A 20,678-nucleotide genomic window follows, 5' to 3' on the forward strand; every position below is an offset into this window, starting at 1 on the left:
GGGCGGTGGGCCGGCCGTGGGACGACGGCCCGCGCCGGCCCGGCACGTCAACGACGGTTCAGTACGGCCTCGTACAGCCGCTCGGCGAACTCGGCCTTCGCGGCCCAGGTGTGCTGCCTGGCCCACCGAGGCCCGGCCTCCGCCGTGCGGCGGCGGGCCTCCTCGTCGGCGAGCACCCCCGCCAGCGCGTCGGCGAGGCGCCACGGCAGGTCCGCCGGGTCGCCCAGCGGTACGGGGGCCGCGCAGCCCGGCGCGGAGAAGTCCCCCACGCCCTGGTGGTCGAGATGCACCACGGGCAGCCCGCGGGCCCACGCCTCGAGGTTCTGCACGCCGAAGGAGTCGCGGAGGCTGGTGAAGAGCAGCACGTCCGCGTCGTCGTACGCGGCGAGGGTGTCCTTCCAGGGCAGCCGGCCCCGGAAGGACACGGAACCGGTGAGGCCCAGCCGGGCGGTGAGCCGCTCCAGGTCCGCGCGGAGCGGGCCGTCCCCGAGCACCACGAAACGGGCGTCGGGAACGCGGTCCGAGAGGAGCGCGAACGCCCTCAGGGCCAGTTCCGGCGCCTTGATGGCGGTGAGCCTCCCGACCCAGAGCACGGTCGGCGGGCGGTCCGGCCGCTCCGGCCCCTCCCGCGCGGGCTCCCGCAGCAACTCGTCGGGCACACCGTCGCTGAGGACCATGCGGGGATCGGCGCGGCCCAGGCGGCGGGCCCGTCGCGCGGTGTCGCGATTGGTGGTGAGGACCAGGGCCGCCTCCCGGACCGTCGCACGGCACGTCGGACGCAGGCTCATGCCCCGCACCCACAGCAGCTCCCGCACCATCTCCTGGAAGTACGCGGGTCCCAGCCAGCGGCGGTGGCTGCGCGGCGCGGTCTGCCCGCCGCCCACGGGGCCGAACACCAGCGGCGGTCCGAGCCGCCGCAGCGCGCTGCCGCCCACGAGCGAGCCGTACGACACGTGGTGCACCAGATCGGCGCCGCCGAGCCCGTGGCCGCGCGCGTGTTCCAGGGCGCGCCGCTGCCATCCGTCGTAGTGGACGAACTCCAGGGCCTGGCCGCGCAGGAAGCCCGGCAGCAGACGGACCCACCAGGGGCGGGGCGGGGCCGGCACGACATGCGTCCTGATCCGCCGCCCCACCGGACCGAGGGCCTCGATCCGCCTGCCGATGTGCTCCGTGTTGCCGCCGTGGGGGCGGGTCAGCAGCTCGACCGTGTGTCCGCGCCGGGCCAGCGCCTCGGCCCAGGCCCAGCCCATGCCCGGCTCGGTGCCGCGGCTCGGGTCGCACGCGTACGACGCCAGGACGATGCGCAGGGCCCGCGAGGCGGGGGCGGGCGGGGGGGCGTCGTGCCGGTGGCGTACGTCCGGGGCCTCACCGGTCGGAGCCGTCAACGCGCCCTCTCCCGCCTGCTGACGAGCGCCGTCCCGGCGTCCGGGGGGCGCGTCGGCGGGGCGGACGCGCCCGGTGGCGTCCGGAGGGCCGCCTGCCGGACGACACCCCCGACGAACCGGGCGTTGCCGAACAGATAGCGCCGCCACAGCCGCCGCGGCTCGCAGCCCAGCCGGAACAGCCATTCCAGTCCGCCGTTCTGCATCCAGGGCGGTGCCTGCCGTTTGCTGCCCGCGATGAAGTCGAACGCGGCGCCCACCGCCACGCTCACCACGGGCAGTGCGGCGCTCAGTTCGGCCGCCCGGTGGTCCTGCAACGGGGTGCCCAGGCCCACCCAGACGATGTCGGCACCGACGGCACGGATGTCGTCCTCCTGCCCCCGCAGCTCCTGGGAGGTCAGCGACCGGAACGGCGGGGAGCAGGTCCCGGCGAGCACGGCCCGGGGGAAGCGCCGCCGCAGTTCGCGCTGCAACGCCGCCAGCACCTCCGGTGTGGAGCCCAGCAGATAGTGGCGCAGTCCCGTGCCCTGGCTCATGGAGAAGACGTCCAGCATGAGGTCCGGGCCGTACACCCGTCTGCGCGGCAGGGCCGTGCCCCGGTGGAGGAGTTGGTTCGCCCAGACCACGGGCTGTCCGTCGGCGAGATTGAGGAACGCCGAGCGGAGGGTCCTCAGCAGGGCCGGATCCCTGTCGCCGAGGGCGAGGGTGTAGGCGTTGCACAGGTGCACGTCACTCCCCACCGGGGCGGCGGCGGTTCCGCCGCCTTCCCCCGCCCGGTGAGCCTCGCGCGCCTTTCGGACGTGCAGGGCGCGGTGCACCACCCGGCGCGCCGCGCCTTCACGGGTGTGCGCCGTGACGGGCACGCCCAGGCACGAGACCACGGGGGCGGCCGCTGTGTCGTTCGCCGTTCGATCGCCGAGCGCCGTCATCGACGGGCCGTGCCGTTCAGCACGGTGACGGGATGCCGCCGGGGGACGGTGCCGAAGTCGTCGAAGTCGATCCGGCGGCGGAAGTCCTTGATGGTCTCGCGAAGGCCGTGCTCGACCGGTGTCGTGGGATTCCAGTCCAGCAGTTCGCGGGCGAGGGTGATCGCCGGACGGCGCTTGCCGGGATCGTCCTGCGGCCGGGGGACCAGCACGATCTCGGACGGGGACTCGGTGAGCTTGCTGATCCACTGGGCCAGTTCGAGCATGGTGATCTCGTGCGGATTGCCGAGGTTGACGGGCCCTCCGTGGCTGCTCCCGATCATCCGCAACAGCCCGTCGACCAGGTCGTCCACGTAGCACAGGGACCGGGTCTGGGTGCCGTCCCCGGTGACCGTGATCGGCTCTCCCCGCAGTGCCTGGCGGATGAACGTCGGGATCGCCCTGCCGTCGTCCGGACGCATCCGGGGACCGAAGGTGTTGAAGATGCGCACGATCTTGGCGTCCACGCCCCGGTCCCTGCGGTACGCCATCGTCAGGGCCTCGCCGAAGCGCTTCGCCTCGTCGTACACGGAACGCGGGCCCACCGGGTTGACGTGACCCCAGTAGCTCTCCGGTTGCGGGTGGACCTGCGGGTCCCCGTACGACTCCGAGGTGGAGGTCAGCAGGAAACGGGCGCCCTTGGCGGCTGCCAGGTCGAGGGCGTGCCAGGTGCCGGCCGACCCCACGCGCAGCGTCTCCAGGGGCAGTCTGAGGTAGTCCGCGGGGGAGGCGGGCGAGGCCAGGTGGAACACGGCGTCCACCGGTCCGCTCACGCTCAGGCCCGCGGTGACGTCCCGGCACTCGAACCGGAAGCGCGCATCGCCCATCAGGTGGGCGACGGTGTCCTCGCTGGACGTCACGAGGTTGTCCACGCACAGCACGGAGTGGTCTGCGGCGAGCAGGCGCTCGCAGAGATGGGAGCCGATGAACCCGGCCCCACCCGTCACTACAGCACGCATGAAGGTCCTCTCGACCGCCACGTCGCGGGTCGGCGGCGGCAAGGTGATGTGTCATTGCCGAGGCCTGCCCCGACATCGTGTTTGCATCTATTTGTCGGTTATCGACTATTCGAGACGTTAGGTGACTGAATATGCCTCCGCGATGGGCAACTTTCCCCCGTTCAGTTGAAGAGGACGGTGGGGCGGCCTCACCCGTCGCAGTGACGGCCGCTCACCGTCCCGCTTGGTCCGGACGGCCGAAGCCCGGACGTCCGGCCGTCAAACGGACGATCGACGTCGTCGGAGCCGCCGCCCTGCTCCTGCTGCTGTCGCCGCTGCTCCTCGCGGTGGCCGTGGCGGTGAAGGCGGACTCCCCGGGACCGGTGCTGTTCCGGCAGAAGCGCACGGGCCGGTACGGCCGGGAGTTCGAGGTCCTCAAGCTCCGCACGATGCACGTCGGGGCGGAGCGGATGAGGGACGCGCTCGACGCCCGCAACGAGTCCGACGGGCATCTGTTCAAGATCCGCGAGGACCCCCGGGTCACCACGACGGGCCGCTGGCTGCGCCGCTGGTCCCTGGACGAACTGCCGCAGCTGGTCAATGTGCTCAGGGGCCAGATGTCCCTGGTCGGCCCGCGGCCGCTGCCGGTCGGGGACTCCGCGTTCACCGAGGAGGCACGCCGGCGGCTGCTGGTCCGGCCCGGCCTCACCGGGCTGTGGCAGATCGGCGGACGGTCCGACCTCGGCTGGGAGGAGGCGCTCCGTCTGGACCTGGAGTACGTGCGCGCCTGGTCGATCCGCATGGACCTGCGCATCCTCGTGCGCACCCTGCCGGCCGTCGCGCGCGGCGACGGCGCCTACTGACGCGGCGTGCGACGCACGGCCGCCCCACGGAGGGAGACGCGCATGCCGCGTCCGGAACAAGGCTTCGTGCCGCGCCTCGTGCGCCGGGCGGGGCGATGGTGCCGACGCCGGCCCGTCCTGGCCGCGGTGTGCGGTGCCGCGGGACTGATCGTGGCCGGCGCCGTCTGGATCGTCGTCACCGGCGTGCTCGCCCGCCACGAACTGCTCGCCGCCCAGCGGAGCCTGGAGTCCCTGCGCCACCAGGCCGCTCCCGGCTCGCCTGCCGCTCAGGCCACGCGCACCCCCGAGGACGCCGTGCGCGAGGCGTCCGCCCGGGCGGCCGGAGCACACCGCCTCACCACCGGCCCGGCCTGGTACGCGGCCGCGCACATGCCCGTCATCGGCGGTCCCGTCCGTACCGTGCGCGGCGCCGCCGAGGCGGCCGACCGGCTGACTCGCGACGTGCTCTCCCCCCTCGCCGGCACGGCCGGTGAACTCGTCGCCGGCAGCGGGACGGACGCCGGGCACCTCGACCTCTCCGCACTGCGCCGCGCCGCTCCCGCCCTGCACGAGGCAGCGCGCAGCGCCTCCGACGTACGCGCCGACGTGGCCGGTCTGCCCCGCAGCACCTGGCTGCCGGCCGCCGACCGGGCCCGGGCCCTGCTCGCCGGACAGCTCGACCGCATCGTCCCCGCCACGGTCGAGGCCGCGGCCGCGGCGCGGGTGATGCCGTCCATGCTCGGCGAGAGGAGCCCGCGACGGTACCTGGTGGTCTTCGAGAACACGGCGGAGGCCCGCGGAACCGGCGGGCTGCCCGGCGCGTTCGCGATCCTCACCGCGGACCGGGGCCACCTGGGATTCGAACGCTTCGGCAACGACAGCGAGTTGGCGAAGGTCCGGGCGTCCGTCGACCTGGGGGCCGAGTACACCGCGATGTACGGCCGTCACGTGCCCACCGGTGTCTGGGTCAACTCCAACGTCAGCCCGCACTTCCCGCACGCGGCACGCATCTGGAGCGCCATGTGGCGGGAGCACAGCGGCCAGCGGCTGGACGGCGCGTTCTCCCTCGACCCCGGCGCGCTGGCAGGGCTCCTCGCCGCCGTCGGCCCCGCCAGGCTCCCCGACGGAACCGCCGTCACCGCCGCCAACGTGGTGGACCTGACCGAGCGCACCAGCTACTCGGCCTTCCCGGACACCGCCGAACGGAAGGCGTTCTTCCTCGACGTCGCCCGCGCCACGTCGGAGGTGCTGCTGGACGGCGCCGACGACCCGGCGCGACGCTCGGCGCTGTTCGCGGCGCTGCGCGGCCAGCTGAGGGAGGGGCGGGTGAAGGTGTGGAGCGCCCACGCGTCCGAGCAGCGCGAGCTGGCGGCACATCCCTTCGCCGGCGTCCTGCCCGACGGCCCCGCCCCGTTCGCCGGACTGGTCGTCAACAACGCGGCCGGCACCAAACTCGACTACTACCTCGACCGCCGCATGGACTGGAGGGCCGGACGGTGCACGGCGGCCGGACGCGAGGTGACCGTGACCGCGTCGCTCACGAACCGGGCGCCGGGCTCGGGTCTCCCCGACTACGTCACCCAGCGGGTGGACCGCCCGCCCTACGGAACCCGTCCCGGCGACAACCGGCTGCTCGTCTCGTACTACGCGACCGAGGGGGCACGGCTGGCGAGGGCGACGGTGGACGGCCGGCCCGCCATGCTCAACCAGATGACCGAACGCGGCCACCCGGTCTACACGGTCGACATGGAGCTGCCCCGCGGCGCCACCCGGACCTTCGTGCTGAAACTCGTCGAGCGCCCTTCGGACCGCGCGCCGCGGCTGCTCCAGCAGCAGCTCGTGCAGCCCTTGCGGATCACGGCACGGGCGCCCCGCCCGTGCGACGGCTGAACCGCCGGTCCTCGCGCCCGCCGGGATGGGCCGCACCCGCGCGACCGGGTCCCGCGCGCGGCGTGAGGCCCGCGCGGCCGCCGGTCAGCGGAGGCCGGCGAGCAGGGCCGCGGCGATCCGGTCCACGGGTTCGGCGATCCGCCGGGCCACCTCGCGGGCCGTCTCCGGAGGCGCGCCGTGCGGGTCGGCCACATCGTCGTCGTCCGAGCGGCCCGTGTTCCCCCGCCGGGCGGCGGCCCCCTCGACCAGGGCCGCGGCCCGCCCGGCGGGGTCCACCACGCCCGCGGCGTCCTCCGGCCTCAGCAGCCGGGCGAACTCCCGCAGGGTGAAGGCACGCCGAAGCGCCCACAGCGGGGAGAGCCGCACGACCGCCTCCCGGTGTTCCGCCGCGGCCCCCAGGACGAGGTCGGAGTCCTCCACGTGGTCCGCGGTCAGCCGGCGGGCGAGGGCGCCGCGGGGTTCACCGCCGAGTTCGACCAGAAGGGACGCCGCGACGGGATCCATCGGGGCCCCCGTGGTGCCGACGGTGCCGGCGCTGCTCACCTCGAACGTTCCGGGTGAGGAGGCGAGCCTGGCCGTCAGCAGGCGTTCGGCCAGCGGCGAGCGGTGCAGATTGCCGGTGCAGACGACGAGTACGCGGAAGGGCCGGACCACCCGTTCCGGGTCCGGCGCGGAAGGGGAAAGGAGCACAGCGGGATTCTCCCGCCGGTCGTGGCCTTCGGCCGTGCGCCTCGCCGGGGCGGCGGTCCCGCCGGGCAGGAGGCCCGGCCCCGGGACGGGGCGGCCGCCGCCCGGGACCGGCATCGCACCCCGCGGACTTCCGTGCAGGCATCCGTCCGGTAGATCCGTGCAGACGTCCGGGCAAGGGAAGACCCCGGTCGGCGGGGGGACCGACCGGGGTCGTCAGCGGGGGCTGCGGAGGGCGGTCGCCTCTCGGCGAAAGGCTCCATGGGGCTTCAGCCGAACGATCTTCCCCATGGGCGATGGGTGGGGCCCGGGGACACTGTCCCCTCCGCAGCCACGCACAGATGAACGGTCAACCTTCGGGGATTGTTCCGGGGCATATCCGGCGGACGGTGTGGTTCCGGTCACGTTGCCGAGCGGACGGCCGACGCCCCCTGGTGCTGTGCGGTACCAGGGGGCGGCGGGTCGGGACGACGTGCGGTCAGCCGGCGAGCTGCTCGTACGCCGGCAGGGTCAGGAAGTCCGCGTAGTCCGCGTCGAGTGCGACGTGCAGCAGCAGGTCGTGCGCCTGCTGCCACTTGCCCGCCGCGAAGGCCTCCTCGCCGATCTCGTCGCGGATCGCTGCCAGCTCCTCGGCGGCGACCCGGCGGGCCAGCTCGGGAGTCGCCCTCTCGCCGTTCTCGAAGACGACGCCCGCGTTGATCCACTGCCAGATCTGCGAGCGGGAGATCTCGGCCGTGGCCGCGTCCTCCATCAGGTTGAAGATCGCGACGGCACCGAGACCCCGCAGCCAGGCCTCGATGTAGCGGATGCCGACCTGGACGGCGTTGCGCAGGCCCTCGTACGTGGGGTGCGCGCGGAGGGACGCGATGTCGATCAGGTCGGCGGCCGTGACGTGCACGTCCTCGCGGAGGCGGTCCTTCTGGTTGGGCCTGTCGCCCAGCACCGCGTCGAACGAGGCCATGGCGATGGGCACCAGGTCCGGGTGGGCGACCCAGGAGCCGTCGAAGCCGTCCCCGGCCTCACGGTCCTTGTCGGCCTTGACCTTCTCGAAGGCGACCTTGTTGACCTCGGCGTCCTTGCGGGACGGGATGAAGGCCGCCATGCCGCCGATGGCGTGCGCGCCCCGCTTGTGGCACGTGCGGACCAGCAGTTCGGTGTACGCGCGCATGAACGGCGCGGTCATCGTGACCGCGTTGCGGTCCGGGAGGACGAACTCGGCCCCGCCGTCGCGGAAGTTCTTGACGATCGAGAAGAGGTAGTCCCAGCGCCCGGCGTTGAGGCCCGCCGCGTGGTCGCGGAGCTCGTAGAGGATCTCCTCCATCTCGTACGCGGCCGTGATCGTCTCGATCAGGACGGTGGCGCGGACGGTGCCCTGCGGGATGCCGACGTGCTCCTGGGCGAAGACGAAGACGTCGTTCCAGAGGCGGGCCTCCAGGTGCGACTCCGTCTTCGGGAGGTAGAAGTACGGGCCCTTGCCGAGGTCGATGAGCCGCTGGGCGTTGTGGAAGAAGTAGAGCCCGAAGTCGACCAGCGCACCGGGGACCGGGCGGCCGTCGACGAGCAGATGGCGCTCGTCCAGGTGCCAGCCGCGGGGGCGCATCACGACGGTGGCGAGCTCGTCCGCGGGCCGGAGGGCGTACGACTTGCCCGTGCGCGGGTCCGTGAAGTCGATGCGGCGCTCGTAGGCGTCGATCAGGTTGAGCTGGCCGAGGACCACGTTCTCCCAGGTGGGCGCCGACGCGTCCTCGAAGTCGGCGAGCCAGACCTTCGCGCCAGAGTTCAGGGCGTTGATGGTCATCTTGCGGTCGGTCGGGCCGGTGATCTCGACGCGGCGGTCGTCGAGCGCCGCCGGGGCCGGGGCGACCTTCCAGTCCTCGTCCTCGCGGATCCACGCGGTCTCCGGGAGGAAGTCGAGCGTGCTGGTCCGGGCGATCTCGGCGCGACGCTCGGCGCGGCGGGCGAGGAGCTCGTCACGCCGGGGGGTGAACCGCCGGTGCAGCTCCGCCACGAAGGCGAGTGCCGCGTCGGTCAGCACCTCCTCCTGCCGGGGCAGTGGTTCGGCTTCGACGATGGCCAGCGGCGACGGCGCTGGTGCGGACATGAGCTGTCACTTCCTTCAGCGAGCTTCACGGGCGGTACGGGCGGCTGCGGGACCCAACGGAGTGGCACTCGGTGCCAGGCCCTGTGAGGCGCGGCCGTCGGCGCCGTTCATGGGGTCGGCGCTTCTGATCAGTGGATAGTAGTTATCGCATGGTGGAAGTTCAATGGTTTGTTGATGTCGAGATTCTTCTGCTCGACATACTGTGGCGCTCGGTGCCACGGTCCTCACGCGACGCCACGCGAAGCGACCGGACCTCGGTGGTGGTGGCGGCCGCGCACCGGTGGTGGTACCGGTACCGGCCCGACGTGCCGGGTGCCCGGTCCCGTCCGGCTCACTCGAGGCGGGCCAGATCCTCCGGTGTGTCGATGTCGTACACCTCCGCCACGTCCCCGCACTCGACGAGGGCGATCTCCTTCTCGTGCTCCGCCAGGTAGTCCCGCGCGCCGCGGTCGCCCGAGGCCCGCTCCGCCACCGCCTCCCAGCGGCGGGCGCCGAACAGCACCGGGTGGCCCCGGCGCCCGTCGTAGGCGGCCGACACCAGGGCGGAGGGCGAGTCGCACGCCGCGACGACCCGGGCGACGGCCGCCGCACCGATACCGGGCTGGTCCACCAGCGACACCAGGGCGGCGTCCTGGCCCCCGCCCGCGGAGGCGAGTGACGCCAGACCCGCGCGCAGCGAGGAGCCCATGCCCTCCTCCCAGTCCGGGTTGACGGACACGACACAGCCCGCCAGGTCGGCCCGCCGCATGACCTCGTCCGCGGCCGCCCCCAGTACGACGTGCACGGACCGGCACCCGCCCGCCCGCAGGACCCGCACCGCGTTCTCCACCAGGGGGCGTCCGCGGTGCTCCAGCAGGGCCTTCGGGCGGCCGCCCAGCCGGCGCCCCCCGCCCGCTGCCAGCACCAGCCCTGCGACCTGCGGTTTGTCTGAAGTGTGCGCCATGCTTCCTGCTTACCTCATCGGGCGGCGCCGTGGCGCGACGACCCGGTCCCGGTGCCGAGGTCCGTGCCCCGGCCCGTGTCCCCGTCGCCGGTGTGGCGGGCGGCCCGCGCCGTGCGCGTCCCGTGCCACCGGTCCGCGGCGGTCCGGCGGCGTCGCGACCGGGACCCGCCGCCGGCCGGGGCTCGCATGCATCCCGTACGCGCGGTGTCCAGCCAGGCGCCGGAAGTGGACACGTCGAGCTGAAATTCGTACCGCGGAGTGGCGGAGTGCCTACGGAATGGCGTTAACTGGCCCGCGCCCCCAGGCGTTTGACCACCGTCCGGCGGGTCGTTCACCGGGCAGCACAACGACGTGCGAGGGGGAGGGCTTTGTTGCGGAGCGTGGGGCAGACGCGGGAGACACGGAGTGGCGAGGACCCGAGAGTGACGGAGTTGCGTGCCGCCGTCTCCCGGCTCCGACGCGAACTCGCCGGTCATCCGGCCGAGTTCGCCGACCGCGGCATCGCGGACGACGAACTGGCGGCGATGGACGCGATGGCGCTCAGCGGCGTGCCGGAGATCCGGCGGCTCCGCCGGTCCCTGCTCCTGATCGCCGGAGCGGTCGGCTCGGTCAGCGCACTGGCGGCCGGACTGACCAACGTGCGGAACGCGGTGGAGCTGTTCGGCGAGCCGAAGGGCTGAAGTCCCGGCGCAGGGCCCGGCCCGGAGACGGAGTCCACCGGGCGCGCCCCACCGTGCCCGCACCGACCGGGTGCGATCCCGCCGGTCGGTCCCCCTTCCGCGCCCGCGCTGACTACCCTGGTGGCTGATGTTCACCTCCCAGGGACCCACCCTCCGCGAACTCGCCGTGCAGGCGCTGTCGTCGGTCGAGCGCGGGTACGATCTGCTCGCGCCCAAGTTCGACCTGACGCCGTTCCGTACCCCGGACCGCATCCTCGACGAGACGGCCGGCGCGCTGAGAGCGCTGGGACCCTTCCAGGACGGGCTGGACGTGTGCTGCGGCACGGGCGCCGGCACACGAGTGCTGCGCGAACTCTGCGCGGAACGGACCGTCGGGGTCGACTTCAGCGCCGGGATGCTGCGTGAGGCCCGCCGGGCCCGCCCCACGGCGGACTGGGTCCGTGCCGACGCCCGCGCCCTGCCGTTCCGCCCGGTCTTCGATCTGGCGGTGAGCTTCGGTGCCTTCGGGCACTTCCTGCCGGCGGAGCGCCCGAGGCTCTTCGCCCAGGTGTACTCCGCGCTCCGACCAGGCGGGGTCTTCGCCTTCCCCGTCGGCGCGCCGCCGCACTTCGGGACCTTGCCGTACTGGGCGATGCTCGGATTCGACACCGTGATGCGCGTGCGCAACCGCGTGTGGCGGCCCCGCTTCGTCATGTACTACCGCACGTTCCCGATCGGCGAGGTGCTCGCCGAGCTGCGACAGGTCGGCTTCGACGTGGAGTTGACGCCCCTCGACGGTCTCGGGCGCCGGTCCGACGGGACCCCGCGCTGCGCGATGGTGGTGGCACGGCGCAGGGCGTGAGCGTCGCGGGTGGCGCGCCCCGCGTCCATGGGCGCGTTCGCGAGCGTCCCCCGGCGCGGGCGGGGCGCGCGCGAGCAGCGGCCGGAACCCGGGCCCGCGCGCCCCGGCCAGGCTCATTCGGCTGCGGCGGCTGACGCCCTCGTCGGGGCCACCGGGCCACCGGGCCGCCGGGCCGCCGGACGGGACGTGGCGGGCACCGGGCGTCGGCGCCGGGGGTTGCCCACCGGGCGTCGTGCCCCGCGCGGCGCGGCCGGTGTCTACTCCCGGGGCGCCGACGTGTTCGCCAGCGCCTCGGAGAGTTCCTGCGCCACCGTCTGCAGGACCGGGACGATCTTCTCGGTCGCTGCCTCCGTCACCCGGCCCGCGGGGCCCGAGATGGAGATCGCCGCGGCGGTCGGGGAGTCGGGCACCGGGACGGCGAGGCAGCGCACCCCGATCTCCTGCTCGTTGTCGTCGACGGCGTACCCCGCGCGGCGCACCTGCTCCAGTGCCTCCAGGAAGCCCTCGGGGGTGGTGATCGTCTTCTCCGTGGCGGCCGGCATGCCGGTGCGGGCGAGCAGGGCCCGGACCTCGTCCGCCGGGAAGTGGGCGAGGAGCGCCTTGCCGACACCCGTGGAGTGCGGCAGCACCCGGCGCCCGACCTCGGTGAACATCCGCATCGAGTGCTTGGACGGCACCTGTGCCACGTACACGATCTCGTCGCCGTCGAGCAGCGCCATGTTCGCCGTCTCGCCGGTCTCCTCCACGAGGCGCGCGAGGTACGGGCGGGCCCAGGTGCCGAGCAGCCGGGAGGCGCTCTCGCCGAGGCGGATCAGCCGGGGGCCGAGGGCGTAGCGGCGGTTCGGCTGCTGGCGGACGTAGCCGCAGGCGACGAGGGTGCGCATGAGACGGTGGATCGTGGGCAGCGGGAGCCCGCTGCTCGCGGAGAGCTCGCTCAGCCCGACCTCGCCCCCGGCATCGGCCATCCGCTCGAGCAGGTCGAAGGCGCGCTCGAGGGACTGCACACCGCCGCTGTTCGCGGCGGGCTTGGCGGCGTCGGTGGTGCTGGCGCTGGACGTCGGCACGTCAACGGTCCTTTCAGGCGGACGGGCAAGGTAGCAGCCTACCGGGCGGTGTCGCGGCGCACACTGCTCGCGCGGAGGCGTCGAGGCCGGTCAGGGCGCGTTTGTCCGCGTGTGGCCGGTCATCTCCGATGGTCCCGCGACGACCCCGCTGTGCATAGATACGTTCTGCTTCTCGAAATTATAGTTCCACTCTGTGGAAACCTCTGATCGTGACCGAGGGGGCGGGATCGACCCGGGGAGGCCTTGACTGTCAGGAGGCGGAGGGGAAGACTCTTTCAACAGTTCGTTGAATTTCGCTGTGCGGAAGTGCGGCGGTACGGAAGCGAGGGGCAGAGTGTCCGACAGGCACGTCACGGACGTGAATCTGGTGCTGCGCTCGACGCGTGTCATCACCCCCGACGGCACGCGGCCCGCGTCGGTCGCCGTCGCCGGCGGAAGGATCGCGGCGGTGCTTCCGCACGACGCCGAGGTGCCGTCAGGCGCCCGGCTCGAGGACGTCGGCGACCATGTCGTCCTGCCCGGTCTCGTCGACACGCACGTCCACGTCAACGACCCCGGCCGCACCGAGTGGGAGGGCTTCTGGACCGCCACCCGCGCGGCCGCCGCCGGGGGCGTCACCACGCTGCTGGACATGCCGCTGAACTCCCTCCCGCCCACGACCACGGTCGGCAACCTGCGCGTCAAGCAGGACGTGGCGCGGCCCAAGGCGCATGTGGACACCGGGTTCTGGGGCGGAGCGATCCCCGGGAACGTCAAGGAGCTGCGCCCGCTGTACGACGCCGGTGTCTTCGGCTTCAAGTGCTTCCTCTCGCCGTCGGGCGTCGACGAGTTCCCCGAACTCGACCAGGAACAGCTCGCCCTCTCCCTGGCCGAGATCGCCGGCTTCGGCGGGCTGCTGATCGTCCACGCCGAGGACCCGCACCACCTGGCCGCCGCGCCCCAGCGGCCGGGCCCCCGGTACGCCGACTTCCTCGCCTCCCGCCCCCGCGAAGCGGAGAACACGGCGATCGCGAACCTCGTCGCGCAGGCCCGGCGCCTGGACGCACGGGTGCACGTGCTGCACCTGTCCTCCGCCGGCGCGCTGCCGCTGATCGCGGCAGCCAAGGCCGAGGGCGTGCGGATCACCGTCGAGTCCTGCCCGCACTTCCTCACCCTCACCGCCGAGGAAGTCCCCGACGGAGCCACCGAGTTCAAGTGCTGCCCGCCGATCCGCGAGGCGCGGAACCGGGACGTGCTCTGGCAGGGGCTCGCCGACGGCACGATCGACTGCGTCGTCTCCGACCACTCGCCCTGCACCGGTGATCTGAAGACCCCGGACTTCGCCTCCGCCTGGGGCGGCATCTCCTCGCTCCAGCTGGGCCTGCCGGCGGTCTGGACCGAGGCGCGCGGACGCGGCCACACCCTGGAGGACGTCGTCCGCTGGATGTCCTCCGCTCCGGCGGCGCTCGCCGGCCTCACGCAGAAGGGGGCCATCGAGGCCGGACGCGACGCCGACTTCGCCGTCCTCGCCCCCGACGAGACCTTCACCGTCGACCCCGCCGAACTCCACCACCGCAACCAGGTCACCGCCTACGCGGGCAAGACCCTGCACGGTGTCGTCAAGTCGACATGGCTGCGCGGCACGCGGATCGTGGAGAACGGCACCGTCGCCGAGCCCACCGGCCGGCTGCTCGAAAGGAACGACTGACACCGTGGCGATACCGTCCTTCACCGGCAACGCGCACCCGTACGGGGGCGGCGACCCGTACGCCGACTACCGCACCGCGGACTTCCCGTTCACCGGTCTCGCGAACCTCGCCGACCGCCGGCTCGGCGCCGGTGTGATCGCCGCGAACGACGAGTTCTTCGCCCAGCGGGAGAACCTGCTGGTCCCCGAGCCCGCAGAGTTCGACCCCGAGCACTTCGGCCACAAGGGCAAGATCATGGACGGCTGGGAGACGCGGCGCCGCCGCGGTGCCTCGGCCGAGCGGCCCTGGCCCACGGCCGACGACCACGACTGGGCGCTGGTCCGCCTCGGCGCGCCCGGCGTGATCCGCGGCATCGTCGTCGACACCGCGCACTTCCGGGGCAACATGCCGCAGGCCGTCTCCGTCGAGGGGACCGCCTGGGAAGGGGCCGAGGGCGCGCCCACCCCGGAGGAACTCCTCTCCGAGGGCGTGAAGTGGACGACCCTGGTGCCCCGCACGCCCGTGGGCGGTCACGCCGCCAACGGCTTCGAGGTCACCGCCGAACAGCGCTTCACGCATCTGCGCGTCAACCAGCACCCCGACGGGGGCATCGCACGGCTGCGCGTGTACGGAGAGGTCGTCCCGGACCCGAAGTGGCTCGCCACGCTCGGCACCTTCGACGTCGTGGCACTGGAGAACGGCGGGGCGGTGCAGGACGCCTCCAACCGCTTCTACTCGCCGCCCGCCAACACCATCAACCCGGGCCGCTCCCGCAAGATGGACGACGGCTGGGAGACCGCGCGCCGCCGCGACCAGGGCAACGACTGGATCCGGTACCGGCTGGTCGCCGAGTCCGAGATCCGTGCCGTCGAGATCGACACCGCCTACCTCAAGGGCAACTCCGCCGGCTGGGCCTCCCTGTCCGTCAGGACCGGCGAGGACGGCGAGTGGACCGAGTTCCTGCCGCGCACCCGCCTCCAGCCCGACACCAACCACCGTTTCGTACTGGACACCCCGGCGGTCGGCACGCACGTCCGCATCGACATCTTCCCGGACGGGGGCTTCTCCCGGCTGCGCCTCTTCGGCTCGCTCACCGGGCAGGGAACCGCGGAGCTGGCGGCCCGCCACCGGGAACTGGGCGGCTGACCCCGCGCCCCTCCGGACCGGTCACCGCCGGCACCTGCCGTGGGGCGGGCCACGACACCTGCCCCGCGGGGCCGGACGCGTCCCGGAAGGCGTGGGGCGCACCGGAGCCGCCGGCCCCGGTGCGCCTCGCCGCCCGTCGCGGTCGTGCGCGGCCTCAGCGCCGCAGGATCCTGATCTGCACCGACTCCAGCGGGCCCTTGGAGAACCTCCGCAGCCACAGCGCGGAGCCCGCCATCAGCACGGAGCACACCGCCGCCCACAGCCCCATCACCCACCACGGCCGGCCGGAATCGCCGAGCCGTGCCGCGAGGCCGAGACCGATGCCGTACGAGACGAGCACGCACAGGACGTTCTGCAGCACATACGCCGACAGCGCCGTCCGCCCGACCGAGGTGAGTCCCTTCGTGAGCGGGCCCTCGCGGCGGAGCCGGTCCACGACGGTGCCGATCAGGCCGATGTAGCCGACGGCCACCAAGGGGGCGGCGCAGTAGCGCCCGAGCAGGAAGCCGTCGGGTGCGGCGAGGGCGGACAGCGCGGTCAGCGGTACTCCCGGCCCCAGTCCCCAGCAGAGCATCCGGATGCGTATGCGCCGCCCGGCCGCGTCGGCGCCGAACGCCCCTGCCCGGTACAGCCGTACGCCGAGCAGGAACAGGAAGAGCAGCAGACCGAACGTCAGCACCGGCTCCAGACGCAGGGCGACGGCGTTCTCCAGGCGGAAGGCGATCTGCTCGGCGTAACCGGCGTGGGCGTACAGCTCGACGACCTCGGGCGGGACGCCGCCGTCGCCCCCGCCGCCCTCGTCCCCGAGCGCGACCAGGGCCGCGGTCACCCCGGCCATCAGCAGCAGGTGCAGACCGCCGGCCCACCACATCACCCGGCTGCGGGCCCGGTCGGAGCGGGTCAGCAGCCAGGCGACGAGCAGCGCCGTGACCGCGTACCCCATGAGGACGTCCCATGCGAAGACCAGGACGAAGTGCACGGTGCCCTCGGCGAGGAGGAACAGCGCCCGCCCCCGGTACGTGCGCGGCCAGGGCAGCCCGCGCCGGGCGGCGGAGTCGAACTGGATGGCGATGCCGACGCCGAAGAGGATCGTCAGCATGGAGAGGAACTTGCCGTCCGCGGCGAGCCGGAACAGGGACTCGGCCGCGTCGGGCAGGGAGGCGAACCCCGGCATGCCGCCTGCGCCCGCGAGGATTCCCCACTCCGCGCCGGGTGCGGTGAAGACCCACACGTTCGTCATCAGCGTGCCGAGGACGGCGGTCCCGCGCAGTACGTCGAGCAGGGCCAGCCGCCCGCCCGGGGGGCGTCGCGTGCCGGCCGGGGTGGACAGGGTCTCGGTCATGTCCTCATCGTCCGCGGCGTCGTGCGGCGATTCGTCATGGCGCGTGACGAACGGGCCGTACACCGAAGGATGTAGCGGAGACGGGGCCGGCTACGACTTCCCGGCACGCACGGCCCCGGACCGCGTACGACCTCCGGGCGGCGGGGCCCTCGGATCGCGTCCGGCATGCGCGACGTCCGAAGGGCCGCGCCCGCATGAGGACGAGGGCCCGGCCCGGCCGCCCCCTCGCCGGACCGCGGTCCGCCCGACGGGAGCGCGGAAGCGGCCCGGCGCGGGCGGCCGGGCGGCTCCCGCCCGCCGCCCGGCGGCAGGGCGGCCGGACCGCCGGGGTGGGAACGGCCGTCAGCCGACCCGCGCGGACAGTGCCTCGCGCGCCGCGTCCCGCGCGCTCTCGCGGTCGTGCGGCACCAGGCCGATCCGGGTGCGGCGGTCGAGGACGTCGGACTCGTCCAGGGCGCCTTCGTGCCGTACGGCCCACAGGAGTTCGGCCGCCGTGACGGGATGCCCGGGGACGACGGGCCGGGCCAGCTCGGGGTCGGCGAGGCCGAGGGCGTGGACGGCGGGGGCCTCGGACCCGTAGCGGCGGATCAGCCGGCGGGGCGCGTCCAGTGCGGCGAGCGCGTCCGGGCGGGCGGCGCCGACCAGCGGCAGCGATGCCGTCCGGCACCGCCCGGCGTGCAGTCCGCGTGCCCTGACCGCGGCGTCCACCGCGTCCTGGGCCATCCGCCGGTACGTGGTGAGTTTGCCGCCGACGACGGTGACGACACCGTCGCCCGAGGTGAGGACGGCGTGCTTGCGCGAGATGTCCGCCGTGCGGCCCTGCTCCCCGGTGCCGGAGGTGTCCAGCAGCGGCCGCAGCCCGGCGAAGGCCCCGACCACGTCCTCGCGCTCCACGGAGACGTCGAGCGCGGAGCCGAGGACGTCGAGGAGGAAGCCGATGTCCGTCTCGGGCACCTCCGGCACGTCGGGCACGTCGCCGTCGACCGGCTCGTCGGTCAGGCCCACGTACACCCGGCCGTCGCCCTGCGGCAGGACGAGGACGAAGCGGTTGGTCTCGCCGGGGATCGGGATGTGCAGGCCGGCCGAGAGGCCGCCGAGGACATCGGAGCGGAGCACCAGGTGGGTGCCGCGGGAGGGGCGCAGCCGTACGTCGTCGACGAGCCCGCCCGCCCAGACCCCGGCGGCGTTGATCACCGTGCGGGCGCGGATCTGCAGTTCCTCGCCGGTCAGTTCGTCGCGCACGGCCGCGCCCCAGCCGCCGACGGAGAGCGCGCGCACCCGGGTGAGGATCCGGGCGCCGTGCGCGGCCGCGGTCCTGGCGACGGCGGTCACCAGCCTGGCGTCGTCGGTGAGCTGCCCGTCCCAGGACAGCAGTCCGCCGCGCAGCCCGGTCGGCCGCAGCGCGGGCGCCATGTGGCGGGTCTCCACCGCCGAGAGGGTGCGCGGCGCGGGCAGGGTCGTCCGCGAGGTGCGGGCGGAGACCCGCAGCAGGTCGCCCGCCCGGAAGCCGGCCCAGGCCAGCGCGGCCTGGGCGCGCGGGACCAGCGGCGTCAGCGGGAGGACGAACGGCTGCGCGCGTACGAGGTGCGGTGCGGTGCGCTCCATGAGGATGCCCCGTTCGACGGCGCTCTCGTGGGCGACGTCCAGCTGGGCGCTCGCCAGGTAGCGCAGTCCGCCGTGGATGAGCTTGGAGCTCCACCGGGAGGTGCCGAAGGCGAGGTCGTGGGCGTCGATCGCGGCGACCGACAGTCCCCGGGAGGCGGCGTCGAGGGCGGCGCCGGCGCCCGTCGCGCCGAGGCCGACGACGAGGACGTCGACCTCGGCCCCGGCGGCGAGTGCGGCGAGCTCCCGCGCGCGGCGCGCCGCGTTCAGGGAGGAGGCGGGACTCGGAGTGCTCATGGCGTGAGGGTCCTCTCCAGAAGGGTCCGCAGCTCTTCGAGGAAGGCCGCGTCGGTGAGCTCGGGGTCGTCCGGTTCGGTCATCGTCCGCAGCGACATGGCGAAGGACTGCACGACGAGCAGCAGCGACCGGGCCTGCAGATCCGGGTGCAGCTGCCGCACGGTTCCGTCGGCGTGGCCCTCCGCCAGAGCGCCGGTGATCAGCCCGAGGAGCGCGTCCTGGCTGGCGCCGCGGCGGTCCAGGACGTACGGCAGCAGCAGTTCCGGATCCACGTCGACGATCTTGTGGAACAGCGGGTGCGCCCGGAAGGCCGCGACCCCGGCGACGAGTCCGTCGACCAGCCGGGTCCGGGTGGCGACGTCCGGTTCGGCCGAGGGCATGGCCCCCACGGCGAGGGCGATCCACTCGCGGGTCATCAGGTCGCCGACGAGCGTCCGCACGTCCGGCCAGCGGCGGTACAGGGTCATGCGTGACACACCGGCGCGCCGGGCCACGTCGGTGAGGGTGGTCCGGCGTACGCCGACGGCCAGGACGCAGTCTCGTGCCGCGTCGAGCACGGCGTCTCCGTCCGCATGGTTGTGACGAATGGGCGTCATCTGTCACAGTGTAATGCCAGTGCAGGCCGCGCGGCACCGCGCCCCGCGAAACCGACGGTGAAGGACAGACGAAGTGGACATGTTGTGGAGCGGCTGGGGCGACCCGGCCAAGGCGGCCCCGCTGCCCGACTCGGTGATCGGCCTGCTGCGCGATCTGCTCGGCGTCACTCCCCGCGAGAGCGGCCCCGCCGGCCTCGGCGACATCGCCGTACCCGACTCCGCGCTGAGCGACGCGGCCCGCCGGGCGCTGAGCGCCGCGGTCGGCGACACCGCGCACGTACGCACCGACGCGGAGACCCGGATCCGCCACACCCGCGGCAAGTCCACTCCGGACCTGCTGCGCATCCGCGCCGGCGAGGTCGACGACATCCCCGCGGCCGTCGTGCTGCCCGCCGGCCACGACGAGGTGCTGGCCGTGCTGAGGGCCTGCGCCGAACACGGCCTGGCCGTCGTCCCGTTCGGCGGCGGCACCTCCGTCGTCGGCGGCCTGGCCCCCGAGGCCAAGCACGGGTTCGTCGCCCTGGACCTGCGCCGGCTCGACGCGCTCCTCGCCCTCGACGAGGTCTCCCGCACCGCGGTGCTCCAGCCCGGACTGCGCGCGCCCCACGCCGAGGCGCTGCTCAACGAACAGGGCTTCACCCTGGGCCACTTCCCCCAGTCCTGGGAATGGGCCTCGATCGGCGGGTTCGCCGCCGCCCGCTCCAGCGGCCAGGCGTCCGCCGGCTACGGCCGCTTCGACGAGATGGTCCTCGGCCTGACCGTCGCCACCCCCGAGGGCACCCTCGAGACCGGCCGCGCCCCGCGCTCGGCCGCCGGCCCGGACCTGCGCCAACTGGTCCTCGGCTCCGAGGGCGCGCTCGGTGTGATCACCGCGGTCACCGTCCGGATCCGCCCGCTCCCGCAGACCCGGGTCTACGAGGGCTGGCGCTTCGAGTCCTTCGAGGCGGGCGCCGCCGCGCTCCGCGCGCTCGCCCAGGACGGCCCGCGCCCGACCGTGCTCCGGCTGTCCGACGAGACCGAGTCCTTCATCGGCCTCGCCCAGCCCGACCGGATCGGCGGCGAGGGCGCCCCGCAGCCCGCCGGGTGCATGGCGATCGCCGGGTACGAGGGCACCGCCGAGGACACCGCCGACCGGCGCGCCCGCGCCCGCGAGGTCCTCCTCGCCTGCGGTGGCGAGTTCGTCGGCGAGGAGCCGGGCGAGCGCTGGGCCCACGGCCGCTACAACGCCCCGTACCTGCGCGACGCGCTCCTCGACGCCGGCGCCTTCGCCGAGACCCTGGAGACCGCCGCCTTCTGGTCCGCCCTGCCCGGCCTCTACGACGCCGTGCGGCAGGCACTCACCACCGCGCTCACCGAGGCGGGCACCCCGCCGCTGGTCATGTGCCACATCTCGCACGTGTACGAGAACGGCGCCTCGCTCTACTTCACCGTCGTCTCCGCCCAGGGCGAGGACCCCGTCGCCCACTGGGCGCCGGCGAAGCGGGCCGCGAACGACGCGATCCTGGCGGCCGGCGGCACCATCAGCCATCATCACGGCGTCGGCACCGACCACCGGGACTGGTTCGCCCGGGAGATCGGTCCCATCGGTGTCCGCGTGCTGCAGGCCGCCAAGGCCGAGCTCGACCCCTCCGGGATCCTCAACCCCGGTGTGCTCATCCCCGTCCGCTGACCGGCCCCTGCCTTCCGGAGGCGCAT

The 20,678-nt window shown here is 74.0% G+C and carries 17 protein-coding genes; 7 read left to right on the forward strand and 10 right to left on the reverse strand.

What is annotated here, in order from left to right; genetic code table 11:
* Positions 1 to 47 precede the first annotated feature (47 nt).
* The 3 genes from QRN89_RS28240 to QRN89_RS28250 are packed head-to-tail and all read right to left on the reverse strand — an operon-like array spanning position 48 to position 3,306.
* Positions 48 to 1,385, reverse strand: a complete 1,338-nt coding sequence (locus QRN89_RS28240; RefSeq protein WP_290352228.1) for a glycosyltransferase family 4 protein — start codon at positions 1,383 to 1,385, stop codon at positions 48 to 50.
* Complete coding sequence (locus tag QRN89_RS28245) at positions 1,382 to 2,311, reverse strand: WecB/TagA/CpsF family glycosyltransferase (protein ID WP_290352229.1); 930 nt, start codon at positions 2,309 to 2,311, stop codon at positions 1,382 to 1,384. Before QRN89_RS28245 ends, QRN89_RS28240 begins: the two co-directional genes overlap by 4 nt.
* Complete coding sequence (locus QRN89_RS28250) at positions 2,308 to 3,306, reverse strand: UDP-glucuronic acid decarboxylase family protein (protein WP_290352230.1); 999 nt, start codon at positions 3,304 to 3,306, stop codon at positions 2,308 to 2,310. The genes QRN89_RS28245 and QRN89_RS28250 overlap by 4 nt, the downstream gene beginning before the upstream one ends.
* Before the next feature lie 200 nt (positions 3,307 to 3,506).
* Here QRN89_RS28250 and QRN89_RS28255 point away from each other — a divergent pair, with 200 nt between their 5' ends.
* On the forward strand, positions 3,507 to 4,148 hold the full coding sequence (locus QRN89_RS28255) for a sugar transferase (RefSeq protein WP_490235920.1): 642 nt from the start codon (positions 3,507 to 3,509) through the stop codon (positions 4,146 to 4,148).
* Positions 4,149 to 4,190: 42 nt separating this feature from the next.
* Entirely contained in the window at positions 4,191 to 6,017 is a 1,827-nt protein-coding gene (locus tag QRN89_RS28260; RefSeq protein ID WP_290352231.1) for a DUF4012 domain-containing protein, read from the forward strand.
* Positions 6,018 to 6,101: 84 nt separating this feature from the next.
* Here QRN89_RS28260 and QRN89_RS28265 read toward each other — a convergent pair whose 3' ends face one another.
* The 3 genes from QRN89_RS28265 to QRN89_RS28275 form a co-directional block, all read right to left on the reverse strand.
* A complete protein-coding gene (locus tag QRN89_RS28265) occupies positions 6,102 to 6,707 on the reverse strand; it encodes an arsenate reductase/protein-tyrosine-phosphatase family protein (RefSeq protein ID WP_290352232.1) in 606 nt (201 codons plus the stop codon).
* A gap of 475 nt (positions 6,708 to 7,182) precedes the next feature.
* A complete protein-coding gene (gene aceB, locus QRN89_RS28270) occupies positions 7,183 to 8,805 on the reverse strand; it encodes a malate synthase A (RefSeq protein WP_290352233.1) in 1,623 nt (540 codons plus the stop codon).
* 331 nt (positions 8,806 to 9,136) lie between these two features.
* Positions 9,137 to 9,748, reverse strand: a complete 612-nt coding sequence (locus QRN89_RS28275; RefSeq protein ID WP_290352234.1) for a nucleotidyltransferase family protein — start codon at positions 9,746 to 9,748, stop codon at positions 9,137 to 9,139.
* Positions 9,749 to 10,116: 368 nt separating this feature from the next.
* Here QRN89_RS28275 and QRN89_RS28280 point away from each other — a divergent pair, with 368 nt between their 5' ends.
* Positions 10,117 to 10,428: a DUF5955 family protein gene (locus QRN89_RS28280; RefSeq protein WP_290352235.1), complete on the forward strand. Its 312-nt coding sequence runs from the start codon at positions 10,117 to 10,119 to the stop codon at positions 10,426 to 10,428.
* Between the two features lie 127 nt (positions 10,429 to 10,555).
* On the forward strand, positions 10,556 to 11,269 hold the full coding sequence (locus QRN89_RS28285; protein ID WP_290352236.1) for a class I SAM-dependent methyltransferase: 714 nt from the start codon (positions 10,556 to 10,558) through the stop codon (positions 11,267 to 11,269).
* A gap of 257 nt (positions 11,270 to 11,526) precedes the next feature.
* On the opposite strand, the gene QRN89_RS28290 is transcribed toward QRN89_RS28285, so the two are convergent.
* Positions 11,527 to 12,333 carry an IclR family transcriptional regulator gene (locus QRN89_RS28290; RefSeq protein WP_290352237.1) on the reverse strand — a complete coding sequence of 269 codons (807 nt, stop codon included), beginning with the start codon at positions 12,331 to 12,333 and terminating at the stop codon, positions 11,527 to 11,529.
* 334 nt (positions 12,334 to 12,667) lie between these two features.
* On the opposite strand from QRN89_RS28290, the gene allB reads away from it, so the two are divergent.
* Positions 12,668 to 14,020: an allantoinase AllB gene (gene allB, locus QRN89_RS28295; protein WP_290352238.1), complete on the forward strand. Its 1,353-nt coding sequence runs from the start codon at positions 12,668 to 12,670 to the stop codon at positions 14,018 to 14,020.
* A gap of 4 nt (positions 14,021 to 14,024) precedes the next feature.
* Entirely contained in the window at positions 14,025 to 15,146 is a 1,122-nt protein-coding gene (gene alc / locus QRN89_RS28300; protein ID WP_290352239.1) for an allantoicase, read from the forward strand.
* A 154-nt stretch (positions 15,147 to 15,300) separates the two neighbouring features.
* On the opposite strand, the gene QRN89_RS28305 is transcribed toward alc, so the two are convergent.
* The 3 genes from QRN89_RS28305 to QRN89_RS28315 all read right to left on the reverse strand — a co-directional run bounded on the left by QRN89_RS28305 (position 15,301) and on the right by QRN89_RS28315 (position 18,983).
* On the reverse strand, positions 15,301 to 16,488 hold the full coding sequence (locus QRN89_RS28305) for a DUF418 domain-containing protein (protein WP_290352240.1): 1,188 nt from the start codon (positions 16,486 to 16,488) through the stop codon (positions 15,301 to 15,303).
* 342 nt (positions 16,489 to 16,830) lie between these two features.
* Positions 16,831 to 18,387 carry a glycerol-3-phosphate dehydrogenase/oxidase gene (locus tag QRN89_RS28310; RefSeq protein WP_290352241.1) on the reverse strand — a complete coding sequence of 519 codons (1,557 nt, stop codon included), beginning with the start codon at positions 18,385 to 18,387 and terminating at the stop codon, positions 16,831 to 16,833.
* Positions 18,384 to 18,983, reverse strand: a complete 600-nt coding sequence (locus QRN89_RS28315; protein ID WP_290352242.1) for a TetR/AcrR family transcriptional regulator — start codon at positions 18,981 to 18,983, stop codon at positions 18,384 to 18,386. Before QRN89_RS28315 ends, QRN89_RS28310 begins: the two co-directional genes overlap by 4 nt.
* A 73-nt stretch (positions 18,984 to 19,056) precedes the next feature.
* Between QRN89_RS28315 and QRN89_RS28320 the strand changes: the two genes are divergently transcribed.
* Complete coding sequence (locus QRN89_RS28320) at positions 19,057 to 20,652, forward strand: FAD-binding oxidoreductase (protein WP_290352243.1); 1,596 nt, start codon at positions 19,057 to 19,059, stop codon at positions 20,650 to 20,652.
* Positions 20,653 to 20,678 lie beyond the last annotated feature (26 nt).

The sequence above is a fragment of the Streptomyces sp. HUAS CB01 genome (genome assembly GCF_030406905.1).
GTDB classification, from domain to species: Bacteria; Actinomycetota; Actinomycetes; order Streptomycetales; family Streptomycetaceae; genus Streptomyces; species Streptomyces chengbuensis.